Source organism: Micromonospora sp. NPDC005205, assembly GCF_040608275.1.
In the GTDB taxonomy this organism is placed as follows: Bacteria; Actinomycetota; Actinomycetes; order Mycobacteriales; family Micromonosporaceae; genus Micromonospora.
The window spans coordinates 559,420-576,684 of sequence record NZ_JBEXHV010000002.1; the positions used below are offsets into that span (position 1 = coordinate 559,420).

General features: G+C 72.3%; 17 protein-coding genes and 1 tRNA gene. 6 read left to right on the forward strand and 12 right to left on the reverse strand.

Going from position 1 to position 17,265, the window contains the following annotated elements:
* The first annotated feature begins 249 nt into the window (after nt 1-249).
* Both ABZU43_RS07155 and ABZU43_RS07160 read left to right on the forward strand, forming a co-directional pair.
* A complete protein-coding gene (locus tag ABZU43_RS07155) occupies nt 250-1,179 on the forward strand; it encodes a ribonuclease Z (RefSeq protein WP_355005634.1) in 930 nt (309 codons plus the stop codon).
* The gene (locus ABZU43_RS07160; RefSeq protein ID WP_355005635.1) at nt 1,176-1,685 is read left to right on the forward strand and encodes a GNAT family N-acetyltransferase; all 510 of its coding nucleotides are present in this window, start codon (nt 1,176-1,178) and stop codon (nt 1,683-1,685) included. Before ABZU43_RS07155 ends, ABZU43_RS07160 begins: the two co-directional genes overlap by 4 nt.
* Before the next feature lie 143 nt (nt 1,686-1,828).
* On the opposite strand, the gene ABZU43_RS07165 is transcribed toward ABZU43_RS07160, so the two are convergent.
* Nucleotides 1,829-3,199: a cystathionine beta-synthase gene (locus ABZU43_RS07165; protein ID WP_355005636.1), complete on the reverse strand. Its 1,371-nt coding sequence runs from the start codon at nt 3,197-3,199 to the stop codon at nt 1,829-1,831.
* 73 nt (nt 3,200-3,272) lie between these two features.
* A complete protein-coding gene (locus tag ABZU43_RS07170; protein ID WP_112582466.1) occupies nt 3,273-3,629 on the reverse strand; it encodes a YkvA family protein in 357 nt (118 codons plus the stop codon).
* A gap of 150 nt (nt 3,630-3,779) precedes the next feature.
* On the opposite strand from ABZU43_RS07170, the gene ABZU43_RS07175 reads away from it, so the two are divergent.
* The 3 genes from ABZU43_RS07175 to ABZU43_RS07185 all read left to right on the forward strand — a co-directional run bounded on the left by ABZU43_RS07175 (nt 3,780) and on the right by ABZU43_RS07185 (nt 6,978).
* A complete protein-coding gene (locus ABZU43_RS07175) occupies nt 3,780-4,829 on the forward strand; it encodes an SGNH/GDSL hydrolase family protein (protein ID WP_355005637.1) in 1,050 nt (349 codons plus the stop codon).
* Nucleotides 4,826-5,638, forward strand: coding sequence for an SGNH/GDSL hydrolase family protein (locus ABZU43_RS07180; RefSeq protein WP_355005638.1), 813 nt, complete (start codon nt 4,826-4,828; stop codon nt 5,636-5,638). Before ABZU43_RS07175 ends, ABZU43_RS07180 begins: the two co-directional genes overlap by 4 nt.
* Before the next feature lie 77 nt (nt 5,639-5,715).
* A complete protein-coding gene (locus ABZU43_RS07185) occupies nt 5,716-6,978 on the forward strand; it encodes an acetyl-CoA C-acetyltransferase (RefSeq protein WP_355005639.1) in 1,263 nt (420 codons plus the stop codon).
* 12 nt (nt 6,979-6,990) lie between these two features.
* Here ABZU43_RS07185 and ABZU43_RS07190 read toward each other — a convergent pair whose 3' ends face one another.
* From ABZU43_RS07190 to ABZU43_RS07205, 4 genes are all read right to left on the reverse strand, one after another.
* Complete coding sequence (locus tag ABZU43_RS07190) at nt 6,991-7,311, reverse strand: hypothetical protein (protein ID WP_355005640.1); 321 nt, start codon at nt 7,309-7,311, stop codon at nt 6,991-6,993.
* A gap of 46 nt (nt 7,312-7,357) precedes the next feature.
* Nucleotides 7,358-8,116 carry a Bax inhibitor-1/YccA family protein gene (locus ABZU43_RS07195; RefSeq protein WP_355005641.1) on the reverse strand — a complete coding sequence of 253 codons (759 nt, stop codon included), beginning with the start codon at nt 8,114-8,116 and terminating at the stop codon, nt 7,358-7,360.
* A 136-nt stretch (nt 8,117-8,252) separates the two neighbouring features.
* Nucleotides 8,253-9,068, reverse strand: coding sequence for a Bax inhibitor-1/YccA family protein (locus ABZU43_RS07200; RefSeq protein WP_238679755.1), 816 nt, complete (start codon nt 9,066-9,068; stop codon nt 8,253-8,255).
* A 106-nt stretch (nt 9,069-9,174) separates the two neighbouring features.
* Nucleotides 9,175-9,255: transfer RNA gene (locus tag ABZU43_RS07205), tRNA-Leu, on the reverse strand.
* Nucleotides 9,256-9,356: 101 nt separating this feature from the next.
* Between ABZU43_RS07205 and ABZU43_RS07210 the strand changes: the two genes are divergently transcribed.
* Nucleotides 9,357-11,216 (forward strand): hypothetical protein, encoded by a 1,860-nt coding sequence (locus ABZU43_RS07210; RefSeq protein WP_355005642.1) that lies wholly within the window; start codon nt 9,357-9,359, stop codon nt 11,214-11,216.
* A 110-nt stretch (nt 11,217-11,326) separates the two neighbouring features.
* Here the strand turns inward: ABZU43_RS07210 and ABZU43_RS07215 are convergent, their stop codons facing one another.
* The 6 genes from ABZU43_RS07215 to ABZU43_RS07240 form a co-directional block, all read right to left on the reverse strand.
* A complete protein-coding gene (locus ABZU43_RS07215) occupies nt 11,327-12,658 on the reverse strand; it encodes an NAD(P)/FAD-dependent oxidoreductase (RefSeq protein WP_355005643.1) in 1,332 nt (443 codons plus the stop codon).
* A 102-nt stretch (nt 12,659-12,760) separates the two neighbouring features.
* Nucleotides 12,761-13,321 (reverse strand): hypothetical protein, encoded by a 561-nt coding sequence (locus ABZU43_RS07220; RefSeq protein ID WP_355005644.1) that lies wholly within the window; start codon nt 13,319-13,321, stop codon nt 12,761-12,763.
* A 108-nt stretch (nt 13,322-13,429) separates the two neighbouring features.
* Nucleotides 13,430-14,872, reverse strand: coding sequence for a DUF58 domain-containing protein (locus ABZU43_RS07225; RefSeq protein WP_355005645.1), 1,443 nt, complete (start codon nt 14,870-14,872; stop codon nt 13,430-13,432).
* The gene (locus ABZU43_RS07230; protein WP_355005646.1) at nt 14,872-15,879 is read right to left on the reverse strand and encodes a MoxR family ATPase; all 1,008 of its coding nucleotides are present in this window, start codon (nt 15,877-15,879) and stop codon (nt 14,872-14,874) included. The genes ABZU43_RS07225 and ABZU43_RS07230 overlap by 1 nt, the downstream gene beginning before the upstream one ends.
* Entirely contained in the window at nt 15,879-16,463 is a 585-nt protein-coding gene (locus tag ABZU43_RS07235) for a hypothetical protein (protein ID WP_355005647.1), read from the reverse strand. The genes ABZU43_RS07230 and ABZU43_RS07235 overlap by 1 nt, the downstream gene beginning before the upstream one ends.
* Nucleotides 16,460-17,245: a DUF4129 domain-containing protein gene (locus ABZU43_RS07240; RefSeq protein ID WP_355005648.1), complete on the reverse strand. Its 786-nt coding sequence runs from the start codon at nt 17,243-17,245 to the stop codon at nt 16,460-16,462. The genes ABZU43_RS07235 and ABZU43_RS07240 overlap by 4 nt, the downstream gene beginning before the upstream one ends.
* Between the last annotated feature and the right edge of the window lie 20 nt (nt 17,246-17,265).

A 17,265-nucleotide genomic window follows, 5' to 3' on the forward strand; every position in this document is an offset into this window, starting at 1 on the left:
TACACGTGAAGGGAGGTGGTCCAGACTTGTATAGCAATCGGACTCGTGAGGTGGCTGTCAGCTAGCCGCTGTCCTCGACAGTGATCGGTCTGCCGCGAGGCGGGCAAAAGCACCATCGTCGAGACCGTGTGGCAGCGGTGCGGCGAATCCACGACAGCCACCCGACCCCCGGGGTGCCGGCCAAGTCCAGCCGGCCCGCGCACATGCGCGGAGCGCCCCGGGGGTCGCTCCATATCCGCGGGAGTGGCGATGTCCATGCGCGAGCTGGTGGTGCTGGGGACGGCCAGCCAGGCGCCGACCCGTCAGCGCAACCACAACGGGTACGTGTTGCGGTGGGACGACGAGGTGATCCTCTTCGACCCGGGTGAGGGCAGCCAGCGCCAGCTCCTGCACACCACCGTCACCGCCACCGACCTGACCCGGATCTGCGTCACCCACTTCCACGGCGACCACTGCCTGGGCCTGCCCGGCACCATCCAGCGGCTCTCCCTGGACCGGGTGGCCCAGCCGGTCGCTGTGCACTTTCCCGCCGGCGGCGCCGAATACTTCGCCCGACTGCGGTATGCCACCTCGTTCTACGAGACCGCCGAGCTGCGGGTCGAGCCCATCGAGGCGGACGGGCAGCGGATCGACCTGCGCTGCGGCACGCTGGAGGCACGCCGGCTCCGGCACCCCATCGAGACGTACGGTTACCGGCTGGTGGAGCCGGACGGGCACCGGATGCTGCCGGAGAAGCTGGCCGCGTACGGCATCGCCGGGCCGGCCGTCGGCGAGCTGATCCGCGTCGGGCACCTGGACCTCGACGGACGCCGCGTCACCCGGGCCGACGTGGGCGTGCCCCGGCCGGGGCAGCGGTTCGCGTTCGTGATGGACACCGGCCTCTGCGACGGGGTGTACGCCCTCGCCGAGCACGCCGACCTGCTGGTCATCGAGTCGACGTTCCTGGAGTCGGAGGCCGCGCTCGCCGCCGAGGTCGGTCACCTGACCGCGGCGCAGGCCGCCCGGGTGGCGACCGAGTCCGGGGTACGCCGGCTCGTGCTCACCCATTTCTCCCAGCGCTACCCCGACCCGCGCCGGTTCCACGACGAGGCGCGCGCGCACTTCGACGGCGAACTGATCATCGCCGAGGATCTGACCACGGTGCAGGTTCCGCCCCGCCGGGTAGCCTCGGCCGGGTGACCGTCACGCTCCGCCCCGCGACCGAAGGCGACCTGATGGCGGTGGGTGCCCTGCACCAGCGCTCCCGGGTCGCCGCGTACTCCGCCTTCGTGCCGGCCGAGGCACTGGCCGACCCGACACCGGAGGCGATGGGGCGGTACTGGGTCGAGCGGTGGATCTGGGAGCGGGACACCCACCGGATGACAGTGGCCGAGCGGGCCGGGGCGCTGGTCGGGTTCAGCCACCTGGGCCCGGACGACGAGGACGACCCCGCCACCGGGCTGCTCAACGCGATCCACCTCGACCCCGCCGAGCAGGGCCGTGGCGTCGGCCGCACCCTGATGGTGGACGCCCTGGACGCCATGCGGGCGCAGGGCCGGCGGCGCGCCGTGCTCTGGGTGCTGCGGGACAACGCCCACGCCCGTTCCTTCTACGAACGCGGCGGCTGGACCCCCACCGGCGCCGAGCGTGCGGAACACATCGGCAACGCCCCAACGCCCCAGATCCGCTACACCCGCCCCCTCTAACCCACCCCACCCCCTTCGGCGTCGATCATGGAGTTGTGGTGGCCGCTTTGGGCACGGAAGCCCTGTTTGTGTACCACCACAAGTCCATGATCGACGCGAGCGTGGAGGGGTTGCGGGTCGTGGGGCCCCGGGGGGCCCGGGGGTTAGTGGGCTCCCAGGTGGGACAGGAGGTCTTGGCGGGTCAGGACGCCCTTGGGCTTGCCGTCGACCAGGACCAGCGCGGCGTCGGACTTCTCCAACATGCCCACCGCCTCGCTCACCGGCTGACCACCGCCGATCATCGGCAGTGGGTCGCCCATGTGCCGCTCGATCGTGTCGTGCAGGTGGGCCTGGCCGGTGAACAGCGCGTCGAGCAGGTCCCGCTCGGCGATCGAGCCGGCGACCTCACCGGTCACCACGGGCGGCTCGGCCTTGAGCACCGGCAGCTGCGAGACGCCGTACTCGCGCATGTAGTCGATCGCGTCGCGGACGGTCTCGGTCGGGTGCACGTGCACCAGCTCGGGCAGGCCGCCCGGCTTGCTGGCCAGCGCGTCGGCCACCGTCGGCTCTGCGCCCGAGTTGTCGAGGAAGCCGTACCGGGCCATCCACGAGTCGTTGAAGATCTTGGAGAGGTAGCCGCGACCGCCGTCGGGCAGCAGCACCACCACCACGTCGTCCGGGCCGGCCCGGCGGGCGACCTCCAGGGCGGCGACCACCGCCATGCCGCAGGAGCCGCCGACCAGCAGCCCCTCCTCGCGGGCCAGTCGCCGGGTCATCTCGAAGGACGCCTTGTCGGAGACCTCCACGATCTCGTCGGCGACACCCCGGTCGTAGGTCTCCGGCCAGAAGTCCTCGCCGACGCCCTCCACCAGGTACGGACGGCCGGTGCCGCCGGAGTAGACCGAGCCCTCCGGGTCGGCCCCGATGACGCGCACCCGACCCTCGGACGCCTCCTTGAGGTACCGGCCGATGCCGGAGATGGTGCCGCCGGTGCCGACGCCGGTCACGAAGTGGGTGAGTTCGCCGTCGGTCTGCTTCCACAGCTCCGGACCGGTCGTCTCGTAGTGCGAGCGCGGGTTGGCCGGGTTGCTGTACTGGTTGGGCTTCCAGGCGCCGGGGATCTCCCGGGTCAGCCGGTCCGAGACGTTGTAGTACGAGCGCGGGTCCTCCGGCGCGACGGCGGTCGGGCAGACCACCACCTCGGCGCCGTATGCCCGGAGCACGTCCTGCTTGTCCTGGCTGACCTTGTCGGGGCAGACGAAGACGCACTTGTAGCCCTTGAGCTGGGCCACCAGGGCCAACCCGACACCGGTGTTGCCGCTGGTCGGCTCGACGATGGTGCCACCGGGCTTGAGCAGGCCGGCGGCCTCGGCGTCCTCCACCATCCGCAGCGCGATCCGGTCCTTCACCGAGCCGCCCGGGTTGACGTACTCCACCTTGGCCAGCACTGTGGCCTGGATGCCCTCGGTGACGTTACGCAGACGCACCAGCGGGGTGTTTCCGATCATGTCGACGACGTTGTCGTAGTACTGCACGGTGTGCCCTTCGTTGCGGCGCCGGCGGTGGGCGACCGGGAAGACGATTGCTCACCGCCCAGCGTACGTGTCGTCAGGGCACCAACCCCCCGGGGATGACCGAGCTGCGGCGGGCCTCCCACTCGAGGAACCGGTCGGTCTCGGCGAGCACACTGCCAGCCAACCAGGTGACCATCACCGCGTCGTCGGCCAGCCCGAAGATCGCCAGCGGGATCTCCGGGAGCAGGTCGATCGGCGAGACGATGTACGCCGTCGCCGCGGTCATCAGGGCCAGCCGAAGGCCGCCGTCGTACTCCCCCTTGGTGGTGGCCCTGATCATCCGGGGCAGCGCTGCCAACCGCGTGCCGATCGACGGCCCGTTGCGCGCCCCGGCCGCCAGGGCCCGCGCCAGGGCCGTGAACGCCGCGCTGCGCTTCAGTGTCTTACCCATCGTCGCGCTCCTCTCCGCCGGATCAGCGTGGCGGGTCGGCGCAAGTCGGCCGGCCTCTGGAACCCAGATACCCCGTCGCGTCGGTTTCCAGGCACCCGGGTGCCGTCACGACGACAGCGGTGTGTCGGGCCAGCGCGATAATGTCGAGATATGGGGGTGGCAGGTTTCGTCGTACCCGATGAGCGCTGGCGGCAGGCCAGGCGCGTCGCCCTGCTGGCGGCCATCGGGACGGGCGCCACCGCGGCGGCCGTGGTGGCGACCGGCGGGGTGCTGGTCGGCCAGGCCCGCCAGGCGCGACGGACCATCCCGATGGCCGAGGCGCCGCCGCCCCGCTGCGACGGGATGTACGGCGCGAAGTTCCCCGGCCCGGCGCTCACCATGGTCGTGCTCGGTGACTCGTCGGCGGCCGGCTACGGGGTGCACCGCCGTCGCGAGACGCCCGGGGCGCTGCTCGCCACCGGCCTGTCCCGTCGACTGCACCGGCCGGTGCAGCTGCACCGCTTCGCGGTGGTCGGCGCCATCTCGGCGGCGCTGCGCCACCAGGTGGAGGCGGCGCTGGAGTGCCGACCCGACATCGCGGTGATCCTCATCGGCGGCAACGACATCACCAACCGCACCCCGCGCGGCCTGGCGGTGCGCTACCTGGTCGAGGCGGTGCACACCCTGCGTGACGCGGGGTGCGAGGTGGTCGTCGGCACCTGCCCCGACCTGGGCGCGATCCGCCCGATCCAGCCGCCTCTGCGCTGGCTGGCGCACCGCTGGAGCCGCCAGCTCGCGGCCGCCCAGACGGTGGCCGTGGTCGAGGCGGGCGGGTGGACGGTCTCCCTCGGTGATCTGCTCGGCCCCCGGTTCGCGGCCGAGCCGACCCGGATGTTCGCCTGGGACCGGTTCCATCCTTCCGCCGAGGGGTACGCGATGGCCGCCGCCGCGCTCCTGCCGACGATGCTCTCCGCCCTCGGCGCGACCCCGGAACGACGGGCCACACCGATGCTCGGGGACGGCGTACGGTCCCTGCCGAGGGCCGCGCAGGAGGCGGCCCGACACGCCGGCACGGAGGTCAGCGGCGTCCAGGTGCGAGGCCGCGATCGGGGGCCGGCCGGCCGGTGGGCGCAGCTGCGCCGACGGGCGTTCTTCGGTGTCGGCGCGGTGCCGCAGCACGGGTCCGCCTCGGACACCTCGACAGTGGAGGGACTGGCATGAACGAGCGCAGCGCGCGGAGCGTGACCTCCGGCGTCGCCGGCCGACTGGGTCGGGCGGCGGCGATCTCGCTGTTCGCCGGCACTGTCGGGGGCGCCGCCGTCCTCGCAGGTGAGGCGTTCATCGCCCGGCACCGACGCTACGCCGAACCGGAGCTCGGCCTTGCCCTGCGCGCCACGATCGGCCGGGCGGGCGCTGCCCCGCTGCGGCTGGTGTTGCTGGGCGACTCGTCGGCACTGGGCGTCGGTGTCGACCGTCTGGAGGACACCATCGGCGGCCAGTTGGCCAACCTGCTCGCCGAGGGCCCGGCCGGCCGCCGGGTGCACCTGTCCAGCGTCGGCGTCTCCGGGTCCCGCTCGACGGACCTCGCCACCCAGGTGGCCCGGGCCCTGCTCGGCGAGCGGCCCGACGTGGCGTTGATCCTGATCGGCGCGAACGACGCCACCGGGCTGCGCCGGCCCTCCGACGCGGCGGCCTATCTCGGCGCTGCGGTGCACCGCCTGCGCGAGGCGCGCGTCGAGGTGGTGGTGGGCACCTGCCCCGACCTCGGGGCCGTGCGTGCCATCGCGCCTCCGCTGCGCCAGGTGGTCGGCTGGTCCGGGCGTCGGGTGGCCCGCGCGCAGACCACTGCCGTGCTGGAGGCGGGTGGCTCGGTGGTCGACCTGGCCACCGAGACCGGGCCGGTGTTCCGGGCCGACGCCGGGACGCTCTGCCAGGACGGCTTCCACCCCTCCGCCGACGGCTACCGGGTGTGGGCGCACGCCCTGCTGCCCGCCATCGTCGCCGCGGCGGCGGCCACGACCCGGCGCTAGATCGCCCCGGCCAGGGTGACATTTCCCGCCGCGTCCGCTTCTTCCGCGCCATGTTACCGGCGGGTTAACGTTGGTCCATGCCGATTGAGTCGTCCCGCGACGCCGTCATCGTCGCCACCGCCCGCTCCCCCATCGGGCGGGCGCACAAGGGTTCCCTGCGCGACGTCCGCTCCGACGACCTCGCCGCGACCATCGTCCAGGCCGCGCTGGACAAGATCCCCGCGCTCGATCCGACCACGATCGACGACCTCTACCTCGGGTGCGGCCTGCCCGGCGGCGAGCAGGGCTTCAACATGGCCCGGGTGGTGTCCACCCTCCTCGGTCTGGACACTGTCCCCGGCGCCACGCTGACCCGCTACTGCGCCTCCTCGTTGCAGACCACCCGGATGGCGATGCACGCCATCCGGGCCGGCGAGGGCGACGTGTTCGTCTCCGCCGGGGTGGAGATCGTTTCCCGCTACGCCCGGGGCAGCTCCGACGGGCTGCCGCCCGAGGCGCAGGCAGTGGTCGGCGGCCGCTGGGAGAACCCCCGCTTCGGGACGGCGGCTGAGCGCTCGAAGCGCCGCGCGCAGGGCGACGCCGAGGTGTGGACCGACCCGCGTGAGGCCGGCGAGCTGCCCGACATCTACCTGTCCATGGGGCAGACCGCGGAGAACCTGGCCCAGGTGTACGACGTCACCCGCGCCGACATGGACGAGTTCGGTGTACGCAGCCAGAACCTCGCCGAGAAGGCCATCACCGACGGTTTCTGGGCCCGGGAGATCACCCCGGTCACCACGCCGGACGGCACAGTGGTGAGCACCGACGACGGGCCCCGGGCCGGCGTCACCCTCGACGCGGTCGGCGGCCTGAAGCCGGTGTTCCGCCCGGACGGGCGGATCACCGCCGGCAACTGCTGCCCGCTCAACGACGGCGCCGCCGCAGTGGTGGTGATGAGCGCCCAGCGGGCCGAGGAACTCGGGCTCACCCCGCTGGCCCGGATCGTCTCGACCGGCGTGACAGCCCTGTCGCCGGAGATCATGGGTCTCGGGCCGGTCGAGGCGTCCCGGCAGGCGCTGCGCCGAGCCGGCATGACCATCGACGACGTCGACCTCGTCGAGATCAACGAGGCGTTCGCCGCGCAGGTCATCCCCTCCTACCGCGAGCTGGGCATCCCGGAGGAGAAGCTGAACGTGATGGGCGGGGCCATCGCGGTCGGCCACCCGTTCGGCATGACCGGCGCCCGCATCACCGGCACCCTGCTCAACGCACTGGAGTGGCACGACAAGACCATCGGTCTGGAGACCATGTGCGTGGGCGGTGGCCAGGGCATGGCCATGGTGCTGGAACGGCTCAGCTGAGCCGAGCTGCCCTCAGAGCGCGCTGCGGGTCGCCGTCACCTCGGCGGCGGCCCGCGCCAGCGCCTCGGGCCCCGGGTGGGCAGCCAGCAGGTCCGCCGTGACCACCCGCAACTGATCGGGCAGGGCCAGGTCGTTGTCGAGCCGGGGCACCACCCGACGGGGCTCCCCCTCGGCGTCGGCGGCCAGGTTGGCGACCTCCTGCACCAGACGGTGCACCAGGTCGGCGCGGGACACGTTGCCGGCGGTCGCGACGGCCGCCCACCGGGGCTGCTGCCAGTGCGCGATCTGACGGACCAGCAACTGCACGGCCTTGTCCAACTCCGCTGCGCTCATCGCCGCCGAGTCTACGGCCGCACCGGCCGCGTCCGGGTCGGGCCGGTCAGCGGCGCAGATAACTGAGCAGCCGCAGCAACTGCCAGTACAGAAAGACCAACCCGGTGAGCAGGCCGAACGCGCTCAGCCACGCGTACCGACGGGCTCGGCCGTCCCGCACCGAACGCTCGACGAGGTCGAAGTCGAGAATGAAGCTGAACGCCCCGGCGATGATGGCCACCACCGAGAAGGCGTACGGCAGCCAGCCGACCTGCCCGCTGACGCTGTAGACCGCCAGGCCCGACCGCCCGGTGATCAGGTACGACACCAGGTTGACCACGCTGAGCACGGCGATGCCGAGCAGGGTGCCGATCACCAGGCGGGCCAGGCGGGGCGTCGCCCGGATCACCCGGGCCCGGTAGAGCGCCGCCATGCCGAGGAAGACACCGAAGGTACCCGCCACCGCCTGCACCACGATGCCCGGATAGACCTGCTCGAAGGTGCGGCTCGCCACCCCCAGCAACAGCCCCTGGAGGATGGCGTAGCCGACGATCGGCACCGGGTTGGTGATCCTCCGCAACGAGATGACCAGGACCAGCGCGATCGAGGCGAGCGCGCTGCCGGCCAGCGCTGCGCCCAGCCACACCGCGTCGGGGATCACCGCCCAGGACACCGCCGCGGCCGCGCCGGTCACCAGCAGCAACCCGACGGTACGAACCACCACGTCGTCGACGGTCATCGGCTCGACGTCACGGGCGCCGAGCACCCGGGCCTCCACCCGGCCGGTTTCGTCCAGCCGGTTGAGCACCGGGTTGTTGCTCCGCACCGCCGCCTCCTTAGCCCGCGTACCCCCCGAAGTCACTCTGCCCCGGGCGGACCGGCGGCGGCGGGCAAACGGCGCGGACGACGGCGCCCGCCCTCACCGGAGTGGGGACGGGCGCCGGTCGGCAGTGCGGACGAGGTCAGTCGTCGCCCTGGAAGTAGCTCAGCAGACGCAGGATCTCGATGTAGAGCCAGACCAGGCTGACCAGGATGCCGAACGCGGCCACCCAGGAGTAGCGCTGGGGCAGGCCCATCCGGACGCCGTCCTCGATCTCCTTGAAGCTGAGCACGAAGCTCAGCGAGGCGACCACGATGCAGACCAGGCTGAAGCCGATGGCGAGCGGGCTGCCGTCGCGCAGACCGGTGTTGACGCCGAACAGCGCCAGCACCAGGTTGATCATCATGACCGCGAAGAGGCCGACCATCACGGCGATCATGCCCTTGACGAAGGCCGGGGTGGCCCGGATGACCTTCGCCCGGTAGAGCATCGCCATCAGGAAGAAGATGCCGAAGCTGGCTGCGGCGGCCTGGAGCACGATGCCGTCGTAGGCCGTCTCGAACGCCTTGCTGACCATGCCGACGAAGACACCCTCGACGACCGCGTACGCGATCACGAGCGCCGGGTTGGCCATCCGGGAGAACGAAATGATCAAGCCGAGCACCAGGCCGACGACCGCCGCGCCGATCCACGCGGTACCGACCAGCGCGTCGGGAACGAGCACCCAGGCGGCCGCGGCGGTGATGCCGAGAATGCCGAGCAGAGCGACCGTCTTGACGACCACGTCGTCGACGGTCATCGGCGCCACAGTGGGTGGCGCGGCCGGGTAGTCGGCCTGGGACGGGTACTGCTGGGGAATGCCGGGCTGTCCGTACGGCCCGGCCGGGGCGTACCCGGCGGAGCGCTCCCGCTCGGCCGCTTGGCCGAGCCGGGCGAGCACCGGGTTCGAGGTCTTCACTGTCTGGCCTCCCTCAGGGGGTCGTTTGCACGTGAACGTGCCCTCCAAGAGTAAACGGCAGAGCCAAGTCCTGGAGATCACGAATGAGAATGTGTGAGTCGACCGGTGCCCGGGGCGGGGGTCGAACCCGCACGCCTTTCGGCAGCCGCTTTTAAGGCGGCCGTGTCTGCCTTTCCACCACCCGGGCGAGTGGCACCGGCGCGCCGACACGCCTGGTGCAGTGTCACCGTAGCCGGTCTGCGGCGACCCGGCGTACCCCGCCGGTCTGGCCACATTAGGGTCGATGCCGTGAGCAGCGCAGCCCCCACGGCCCCCGACGCCGCGCCTGAGCAGGCATTCCGCCTCGCCGATCAGGTCAACCGCCGACCCCGGGCCACCCGGCTGCTGGCCGCCGTCCGCCGCCACCGGGCGGACCTGCTGGCCGCTCTGATCTTCGCGGTGCTGGCCGGCTGGCTCACCCACGGGCTGTGGCCCGACCCGGGCGGCCGCGTCCTGGCGCTCAATCCGGAGGACCAGACCCTCTACGAGTGGTTCCTGGCGGTGGACGCCCGCGCGCTGCTCGGCGACTTCGACCTGCTCACCGACCGGCTCAACGCCCCCGACGGCGTGAACCTGATGACCAACACCAGTGTGATCGCCCTCGGCGTCCTCTTCGCGCCGGTCACCCTGCTGCTGGGCGCACCGGTCACCTTCGCGCTGCTCGCCGCCGGCAACCTCGCCGGCACCGCACTCGCCTGGTACCTGCTGTTCCACCGGACGCTGCGCGTCCGCCGGGTGGCCGCCGGACTCGGCGGCGGGCTGTGCGGATTCGGACCCGGCATGGTGTCGCAGAGCAACAGCCACCTGCACATGACCGCCCAGTGGCTGGTGCCGGTGATCGTCTGGCTGGTGGTCCGGCTGCTGCGGGCGGCCGACCCGGGGCCCGCCACCCCCGACGAGGCCGGCCGCACCCGAACCACCGGGCCGGATCGTCGTCGACTGTTCACCTCCGCGGCGGGGCTCGCCGGCGCGGTCAGCGCGCAGGTCTTCATCGGCGAGGAGGTGCTCTTCCTCGCCGCGATCACGCTGCTGGTGATGGCGATCAGCTACGCCGTGGCGGACCGGGACCTGGCCCGCCGGGCGCTCCCCGGATTCGCCGGCGGGTTGGCGATCGCCGCCGGGCTCGCCCTGCTGGTGCTCGGCTATCCGCTGTGGTTCCAGTTCGCCGGGCCGCAGGGAGTCGCCGACGGGATGTTCACCCCGGCCTACTTCTCCGCCGATTTGAGCAGTTGGTGGACGCTCTCCCCACTGTCGGTGGCCGGCAGCGACGCATCGGCCCGGCTGACCACCGGCCCCGCCGAGTACAACACCTTCCTCGGCTGGCCACTGCTACTGATCGCCGTGGTCTGCGCGATCTGGGCCGGGCGACGCCGGCTGGTCTTCGCCTGCGTCGTGGCGGGGCTGGTGATGGGGGCGCTCTCGCTCGGCCCGGAGGTGGTGCTCGGCGGCACCAGAACGGCGATCCCCGGCCCGTACGCAGTGATCGGAGGGTTGCCGGTGGTGGACGGGGCGTTGCCGATGCGGTTCGCGCTGGCGTTGCTGCCGATCCTCGCGACGCTGCTGGTGCTCGCTGTCGACCGGGCCCTGCGCAGCTCCGGTCGGGCACGGCGGCTGGTGCCCCTGGCCGTCGGAGTGGCGCTGCTAACGATCTTCCCGACCCCCCTGCCGACCGCCGGACGACCCGCCGTGCCGGAATTCATCACCGGCGGCCACTGGCGGCAGTGCGTACCGCCGGGCGGGGTGCTGGTCCCGGTGCCACTGCCCACCCCGAAGGAGCCCTGGCCGATGCGCTGGGCGACCGCCGCCGACGCCGGTTTCGGGCTGCCGGAAGGCTTCTTCATCGGCCCGTACGGTAGGGGCGGCACCGCGGCGATGGGCACCTTCAAGCAGCCCACCTCCGCGCTGCTGGCGGATGTCGCCCGCCGCGGCGACCAACCGGCCATCGGCGACGAGCAGCGCCGACAGGCGGCCCGCGACGCCGACTTCTGGGGCGCCTCCTGCCTGGCGCTCACCGACGACGCCCCCCACGCGGAAAGCCTGCGCGCAACCCTGGAGCAGCTCTACGGACCACCCACCCGGATCGCCGACGCCTGGACGTGGCGGGTCTAGACCAACCAAAACCCCGCCGATCTTGCACTTTCTGTCCGGACGAAACGCACCAGAAGGCGCATTACGGCATCCGGAAGTGCAAGATCGACGGGGTCGGCGTCGGTCTGTGGTCAGACGCGGGGCGCGCCGACCGGCTGGGAGGCCTCGACGAACTCCTCGCGCGGGTCGTGCAACTGGCCCAGGGCCACCACCTCGCGCTTGAGGAAGAACGCCAACGACCAGTCCACCACCACGCGGACCTTCCGGTTGAACGACGGGATCCGGCTCATGTGGTACGTCCGGTGCATCACCCACGCCGGCCAACCGGTCATCTTGATCCCGTACACCTGGGCCACGCCCTTGTGCAGGCCGAGGCTCGCCACGCTGCCGACGTGCTTGTGCTTGTAGTTCACCGGCTCGCGACCCCGGATCACTGCCGCGATGTTGTCGGCCATCCGGGCGGCCTGGCGCACCGCGTGCTGAGCGCTCGGCGAGCAGAAGTTGCCCGGCTCCTTGGTCAGGTCCGGCACGGCGGCGCAGTCCCCGGCGCTCCAGGCACCCTCGAGCACCTGGTCACCGTCGACCACCTGGAGCGTGGGCAGGCAGGTGATCCGTCGACGGTCGTCGCGCGGGAAGTCGGTCGAGTCCAGCATCGGCGACGGCTTCACACCGGCGGTCCAGACGATCGTGTCGGAGCGGAAGCTGTCACCGTCGGAGAGCTTCACCACCCCGTCGACGCAGGACTCCAGGCGGGTGTCCAGCCGGATGTCCATGTCGCGCTTCATCAACTGCTGCACGGTGTACGCACCCATGTCCCGGTCGACCTCGGGCAGCACCCGCTGGGTGGCCTCGACCAGGACCCAGCGGACCTCGTCCTGCTTGAGCTCCGGGTAGTACCGCATGGCGTCGCGAGCCATGTCCTCCATCTCGGCGAGCGCCTCGATGCCGGCGTACCCACCGCCGACGAAGGTGAAGGTCAGCGCCGAACGGCGGACGTCCGGATCCGGCGTGGCGGCCGCCACGTCGAGCCGATCCAGCACGTGGTTGCGCAGGTAGATCGCCTCGCCGATGGTCTTGAACCCGATGCCCTGTTCGTGCAGACCGGGGATCGGCAGGGTGCGGGAGACCGAACCCGGGGCCACGATCACGTGGTCGTAGGTGATCTCCCGGGCCGGGCCGCTGATCGGCTGCACGGTGGCCACCTTGCGGTCGTGCTCGATCCGCGTGACCGTGCCGGCCACCATCTTGCACCTGCGCAACTCCCGTCGCAGCGGCACCACTGCGTGCCGCGGGGAGATGTTGCCCGCCGCCGCCTCGGGCAGGAACGGCTGGTAGGTCATGTGGGGTTGGGGGTCAACCACCATGACCTCAGCCTCACGGGAGCTGAGCTTCTTCGACAGGCGCAGCGCCGCGTACAGACCGACGTGCCCCGCACCAACCACAAGGATCCGCTTCGGATTCACGTTGTCTATCTTTCCCCGGCCGGCTCAGGTAATCCCGCTCGCGGCCCCCATCTGTGACGGAGCACAACCCATGTGACCTGCGTAACCCTCGGATCGCAGTGGTCACCGACGTCGCAGGAGCCAGCCCAGCAACACTGCCGTCCCCACCGCCATCAGCAGCCCCAGCACTGTCACCCACTGGTGTCCGGCACCCCCGCCCGTCCCCGTCGCCTGCAACAACAGCACTCCGAGCACTGCGGAACCCAACAGCACGGCCGACGACCGCACCAACCACCGGGTGATCAACTCGGGGTCCACCATCGCGTCATAGGGCAACAACGCGGCCAGCGCGCAGAGGGTGTGACCCAGGTAGAGCAGGGCCGCGACGGCGAGCAGCCGCCAGAGGGCGACCGGACGGCCGTACCCGTCGGTGGCGAGCAGCCACCCGCCCACCGTGACCAACGCCGTGAAGGTCGTCCAGACCTTGCGCGGCCCGAACGCGGGCAACAGGGCGGCCACCGCCAGGAAGAAGATCGACCGGCCGGGAAGCACCTCCGCGGGGAACGCCAGAGCGAACCCGGCAAACACGATGACGAAGATCCCCACCCGGACCAGCAGCGGGGCCACGCTGACGCGAGCGACGGCGTACTGCGCCGCCCGAACCCGCTCCACCAGAGCGCTCACCGCACCCGCCTTCCGTTCGCGACTGCGGGGCTCGCAAGCTCACTCCTCGCGCTCACCGCACCCGCCTTCCGTTCGCGACTGCGGGGCTCGCAAGCTCACTCCTCGCGCTCACCGGCCACCCACCCTTGGAGCCGTCGCCAACCGGGCCACGTCCCGCAGAACCTGGTCCAGGCTGCCGGCACCGGCCCAGCGCACCACCGGTACGCCGTGCTCCCGGAGCTGCCCGATCATGGTCTCCCGGTCCAGGCGCCACAGCCGGTACGCCACCTCGGCCCAACCCCGGTCCTTCGGCGACGCCAGGTCGGTCGGCAACGTGTCGACCGCCACCACGAACCGCCCACCACGGGCCAACCGGGCGAGCATCTGCGCTGACCGTTCGTCAAGCAGCGGGGTGAGCACCACCACCAACGCGTCCGACGAGAGCAACTGCGGGCCGAAGACCTGGTCGTACGGCTCGTGCGCGGACGCGTGGACGCGGACGTCGAGCAACCACTCCAGGACGGTCAGGTACTGCCGCCGTCCGCCGGCTGGCCGGAGCCGGCGGGCCGCCGGCCCGTACTCCAGCAGCGAGACCCGATCACCACGGTGCAGGTAGTGCTCGGCGATCGCGGCGGTGGCCCGGACCGTGGTGTCCAACACCGAGGCGGCACCGTCAGCCCCACCGGAGCGGCCCGCCTCGGCGAGCACGTCGAGCAGCACCACCACCTCCGCGTCCCGGTCGGAGAGGGTGGCGGCCACGTGCAGCTGCCGGGTCCGCAACGAGACCCGCCAGTCGACCCGGCGCAGCCGGTCACCGGGAGCGAAGACGCGTACGCCGGCGAGTTCGCCGCCCTCTCCAGGTCGGCGAGAGTGGTGCGCCCCGACCAGGCCGGCGGCGCGGGGCATCGCCTCGACCGCCTCGAACGGCTCGGTACGGGGGTACACCCGCACCCGTACCGGCTCGGTGATCACCGCCCGGGAGACCAGCAGACCCCCGGCCGTGGCGACCCGGGCACCGGCGGGGCCGACCGGGTGCCGGCCCCAGCGCAGGGCCTTGCCGGCCAGCTCCAGGTCCACCGCCGCGCCACTCGGCACCGACGTCACGAACGGTCGGTCCGCGACGGATCGGCGCCTGCCGTCGCCCGGCGCCGCCGCACCGGTTCCCGGGGTGGCGCTCGGCTCCCCGTCGTCGGCGGCCTCGTCGCGGGCGAAGCCGGCCCGGTCGATCCGCAGCCACTGCGACACCCGGGTACGCGTCACCACCAGGTCGTAGTCGACAGTGTCCGGGTTGCCGACGCTCACCGCCGCAGCCACGTCACCGCCCTCGACCAGCGGCCCACCGTCACCCTGGGTGATCCACACCTGTGGCAGCGCAGTGGGTCGTCGACGCAGCGCGTACGCGGTGCCCAACGCGAACGGGGCGGCGAGCACGATGAGGTCCACCCGGCCCAGCAGCACCCCGGCCACCAGCAGCAGGCCGGCGAGCAGCACCGCGCGGCCGAGCGCCGGGGTGGGCGCCCAGCCGGCAGCCGGTTCCGCCTCGATGGCCGTCGGCACTGTCGGTCCGGTCATCAGTGCCGGGGCCCGCCGGCGGCGTAGCTGGGCAGCGCGCCACTGGCCGGGGCGGGAGTCGCCTCCAGCACCTCGCCCACCACGAACGCCGGGTCGACCCGGCGCAACCACATCTCCGGGCGCAGGGTGATCCGGTGGGCCAGGGCGGGGGCCGCCACCGACTTGACGTCCTCCGGCACCACGTAGTCCCGTCCGCCGAACACCGCGCGGACCCGGGCCAGCAGCAGCAGCGCCAGCGAACCGCGAGGGGAGGCGCCGACCAGCACCGACGGGTGCTCCCGGGTGGCCGCGGTGAGCGACACGATGTAGCGGCCGATGGAGTCCTCCACGACCACGTCCTCCAGTGCGGCCTGCATGGCCCGCAGCGTCGCCGCGTCGACCACCGCCTTGATGTCCGCCTCCTCCCGGCGACGGCTCATCCGACGGCGCAGCACCTCCCACTCCTCTTCGGGCTGCGGGTAACCGAACGAGACCCGCAGCAGGAACCGGTCCAGCTGCGCCTCCGGCAGCGGGTAGGTGCCCTCGTACTCGATGGGGTTGGCGGTGGCCAGCACGTGGAACGGCTCGTCGAGCTTGTAGGTCACACCCTCGACCGACACCTGCTTCTCCTGCATCGCCTCCAGCAGCGCGGACTGGGTCTTCGGCGGCGTCCGGTTGATCTCGTCGGCGAGGAGCAGGTTGGTGAAGACCGGGCCGGCCCGGAAGGTGAAGTCACCGTTGCGCTGGTCGTACAGGAAGGAGCCGGTGACGTCGGCGGGGAGCAGGTCGGGAGTGAACTGCAACCGACGGAAGTCCAACCCGAGGGCCTGGGCGAACGAGCGGGCGGTGAGTGTCTTACCGAGCCCTGGCAGGTCCTCCAGGAGCACGTGCCCGCCCGCGAGGATGCCGGCGAGGACCAGCTCCAACGCGTCCCGCTTGCCGACCACGACGGTGCCGACCGCGTCCAGGACCGCCCGAGCCAGGTGCCCGACCTCGGCGGGGGCAATGCTCCGGTCCACGTCGTTCATCAGATGCTCTCCAGTTCGGCGACGATCACCGCGAGATCGCGCGGCGACGGGGTGCGGCGAGGCGGGGTCTCCAGGAACGTCCACAGGCGGTCACCCAGCAGGACGCGAGCGCGGGCGGGATCCGACTCACGGGTGACGCCGTGTTTCAGCCGCATCCGCTCGTCGGCCAGTTCACCGATCCGGGGCAGGACCACCTTGGTGAAACGTTCGGTTCGGTTCGAGGACCAGTCCAGGGGCCGTTCCCACTGGTTGATGGCGCCACGCAGCGCGTCCCGGGCGGCCCAGTTGTAGCTGCCGTCCTCCTCGCCCGCGCCGGCCCGGCGACCCGGCGGCGGCGGAGGTGGCGGCGCGAGCAGGGCGGTGACCCGGCGGACCGCCAGCACGGCGAGCACCCCGGCGATCAGTACGGGAAGCGAGACCTGGAGGCCCACCGCGCGGAAGCCGACCAGCAGGACCGCTACCAACGCGGCGGCCCACGCGATCAGGCGCAGCACCGGACGCCATCGGGACGGGCGCGCCTGCGGACCGACCGGCGCGGCCTCCTCCTCGAACGCGAGCAGATCGTCGATGCTGGTGCTGCTCATGAGGTCACCGCCGCGGTGAGCTCTCCGCGCAGCCGACCGAGCGCGGCGCGGGCCTGGTCCCGGGTGCGTTCGCCGACCGGGTGGGTGGCGTAGCGGGCCTCCCGGTAGACGTGCGCGAACTCGGCCAGCACATCGGTGCTGGCGATGGCCGGCACGCCCGCCGCCGGGTCACCCTGCAACAGTCGGCTGACCAGGTCGGTGGGGGTGTCCCCGGCGAGCCTCGGCACACCGGCCGCGGCGGCGGTCTCCTCCAGGCGCACCCAGCAGGCGATCACCGCCACCCGGGGGTCGGTGTCGTGGTCGTCGAGCTCCACCAGGCCGGCGTCGAGGGCGGCGACCACCTCGCGGGCTGTGCCCTCGGCGGTACGGCGGGCCCGCTGTGCCGGTAGTGCCCGGGTGGTGCGGCGCAGCGCTCCCCGGATCAGGACCCAGCTGAGGTAGCCGAGCGCGGCGAGGATGGCCAGACCGAGCAGGACCACAGCCACGGTCCCGACCCACTGCGGGATGTGCGCCTGGGTGGCCTCGCCGGCGTCGCGGGGCTCGATCGGGATGGACGGCGACGGCTCGACGGTCGGGTACTCGGGAACCCACGGCACGTTGTCCGCGGCCGGCGGGATGCGACTGGCCCCGATCGACGAGTGGGCGGACGCCAGCGCGGCACCGGCGAGCAGGGCCGCGACCGCGCCGACCGGCCACCACCGGCGCAGCAGGCCGAGCACCGGCCGCAGCACACCCGGCTCGGCGGACGATACCGGTGTGGGCGGGCGTGTTCCGTCGGTCATCGCCACCACCCCACGCGTCG

Coding starts and splice junctions, on each gene's coding strand:
- ABZU43_RS07230 (WP_355005646.1), bottom strand. CDS start 15,879: ATGAACGACGTGGACCGGAGCATTGCCCCCGCCGAGGTCGGGCACCTG.
- ABZU43_RS07185 (WP_355005639.1), top strand. CDS start 5,716: ATGCCGATTGAGTCGTCCCGCGACGCCGTCATCGTCGCCACCGCCCGC.
- ABZU43_RS07225 (WP_355005645.1), bottom strand. CDS start 14,872: ATGACCGGACCGACAGTGCCGACGGCCATCGAGGCGGAACCGGCTGCC.
- ABZU43_RS07170 (WP_112582466.1), bottom strand. CDS start 3,629: ATGGGTAAGACACTGAAGCGCAGCGCGGCGTTCACGGCCCTGGCGCGG.
- ABZU43_RS07175 (WP_355005637.1), top strand. CDS start 3,780: ATGGGGGTGGCAGGTTTCGTCGTACCCGATGAGCGCTGGCGGCAGGCC.
- ABZU43_RS07240 (WP_355005648.1), bottom strand. CDS start 17,245: ATGACCGACGGAACACGCCCGCCCACACCGGTATCGTCCGCCGAGCCG.
- ABZU43_RS07180 (WP_355005638.1), top strand. CDS start 4,826: ATGAACGAGCGCAGCGCGCGGAGCGTGACCTCCGGCGTCGCCGGCCGA.
- ABZU43_RS07235 (WP_355005647.1), bottom strand. CDS start 16,463: ATGAGCAGCACCAGCATCGACGATCTGCTCGCGTTCGAGGAGGAGGCC.
- ABZU43_RS07155 (WP_355005634.1), top strand. CDS start 250: ATGTCCATGCGCGAGCTGGTGGTGCTGGGGACGGCCAGCCAGGCGCCG.
- ABZU43_RS07190 (WP_355005640.1), bottom strand. CDS start 7,311: ATGAGCGCAGCGGAGTTGGACAAGGCCGTGCAGTTGCTGGTCCGTCAG.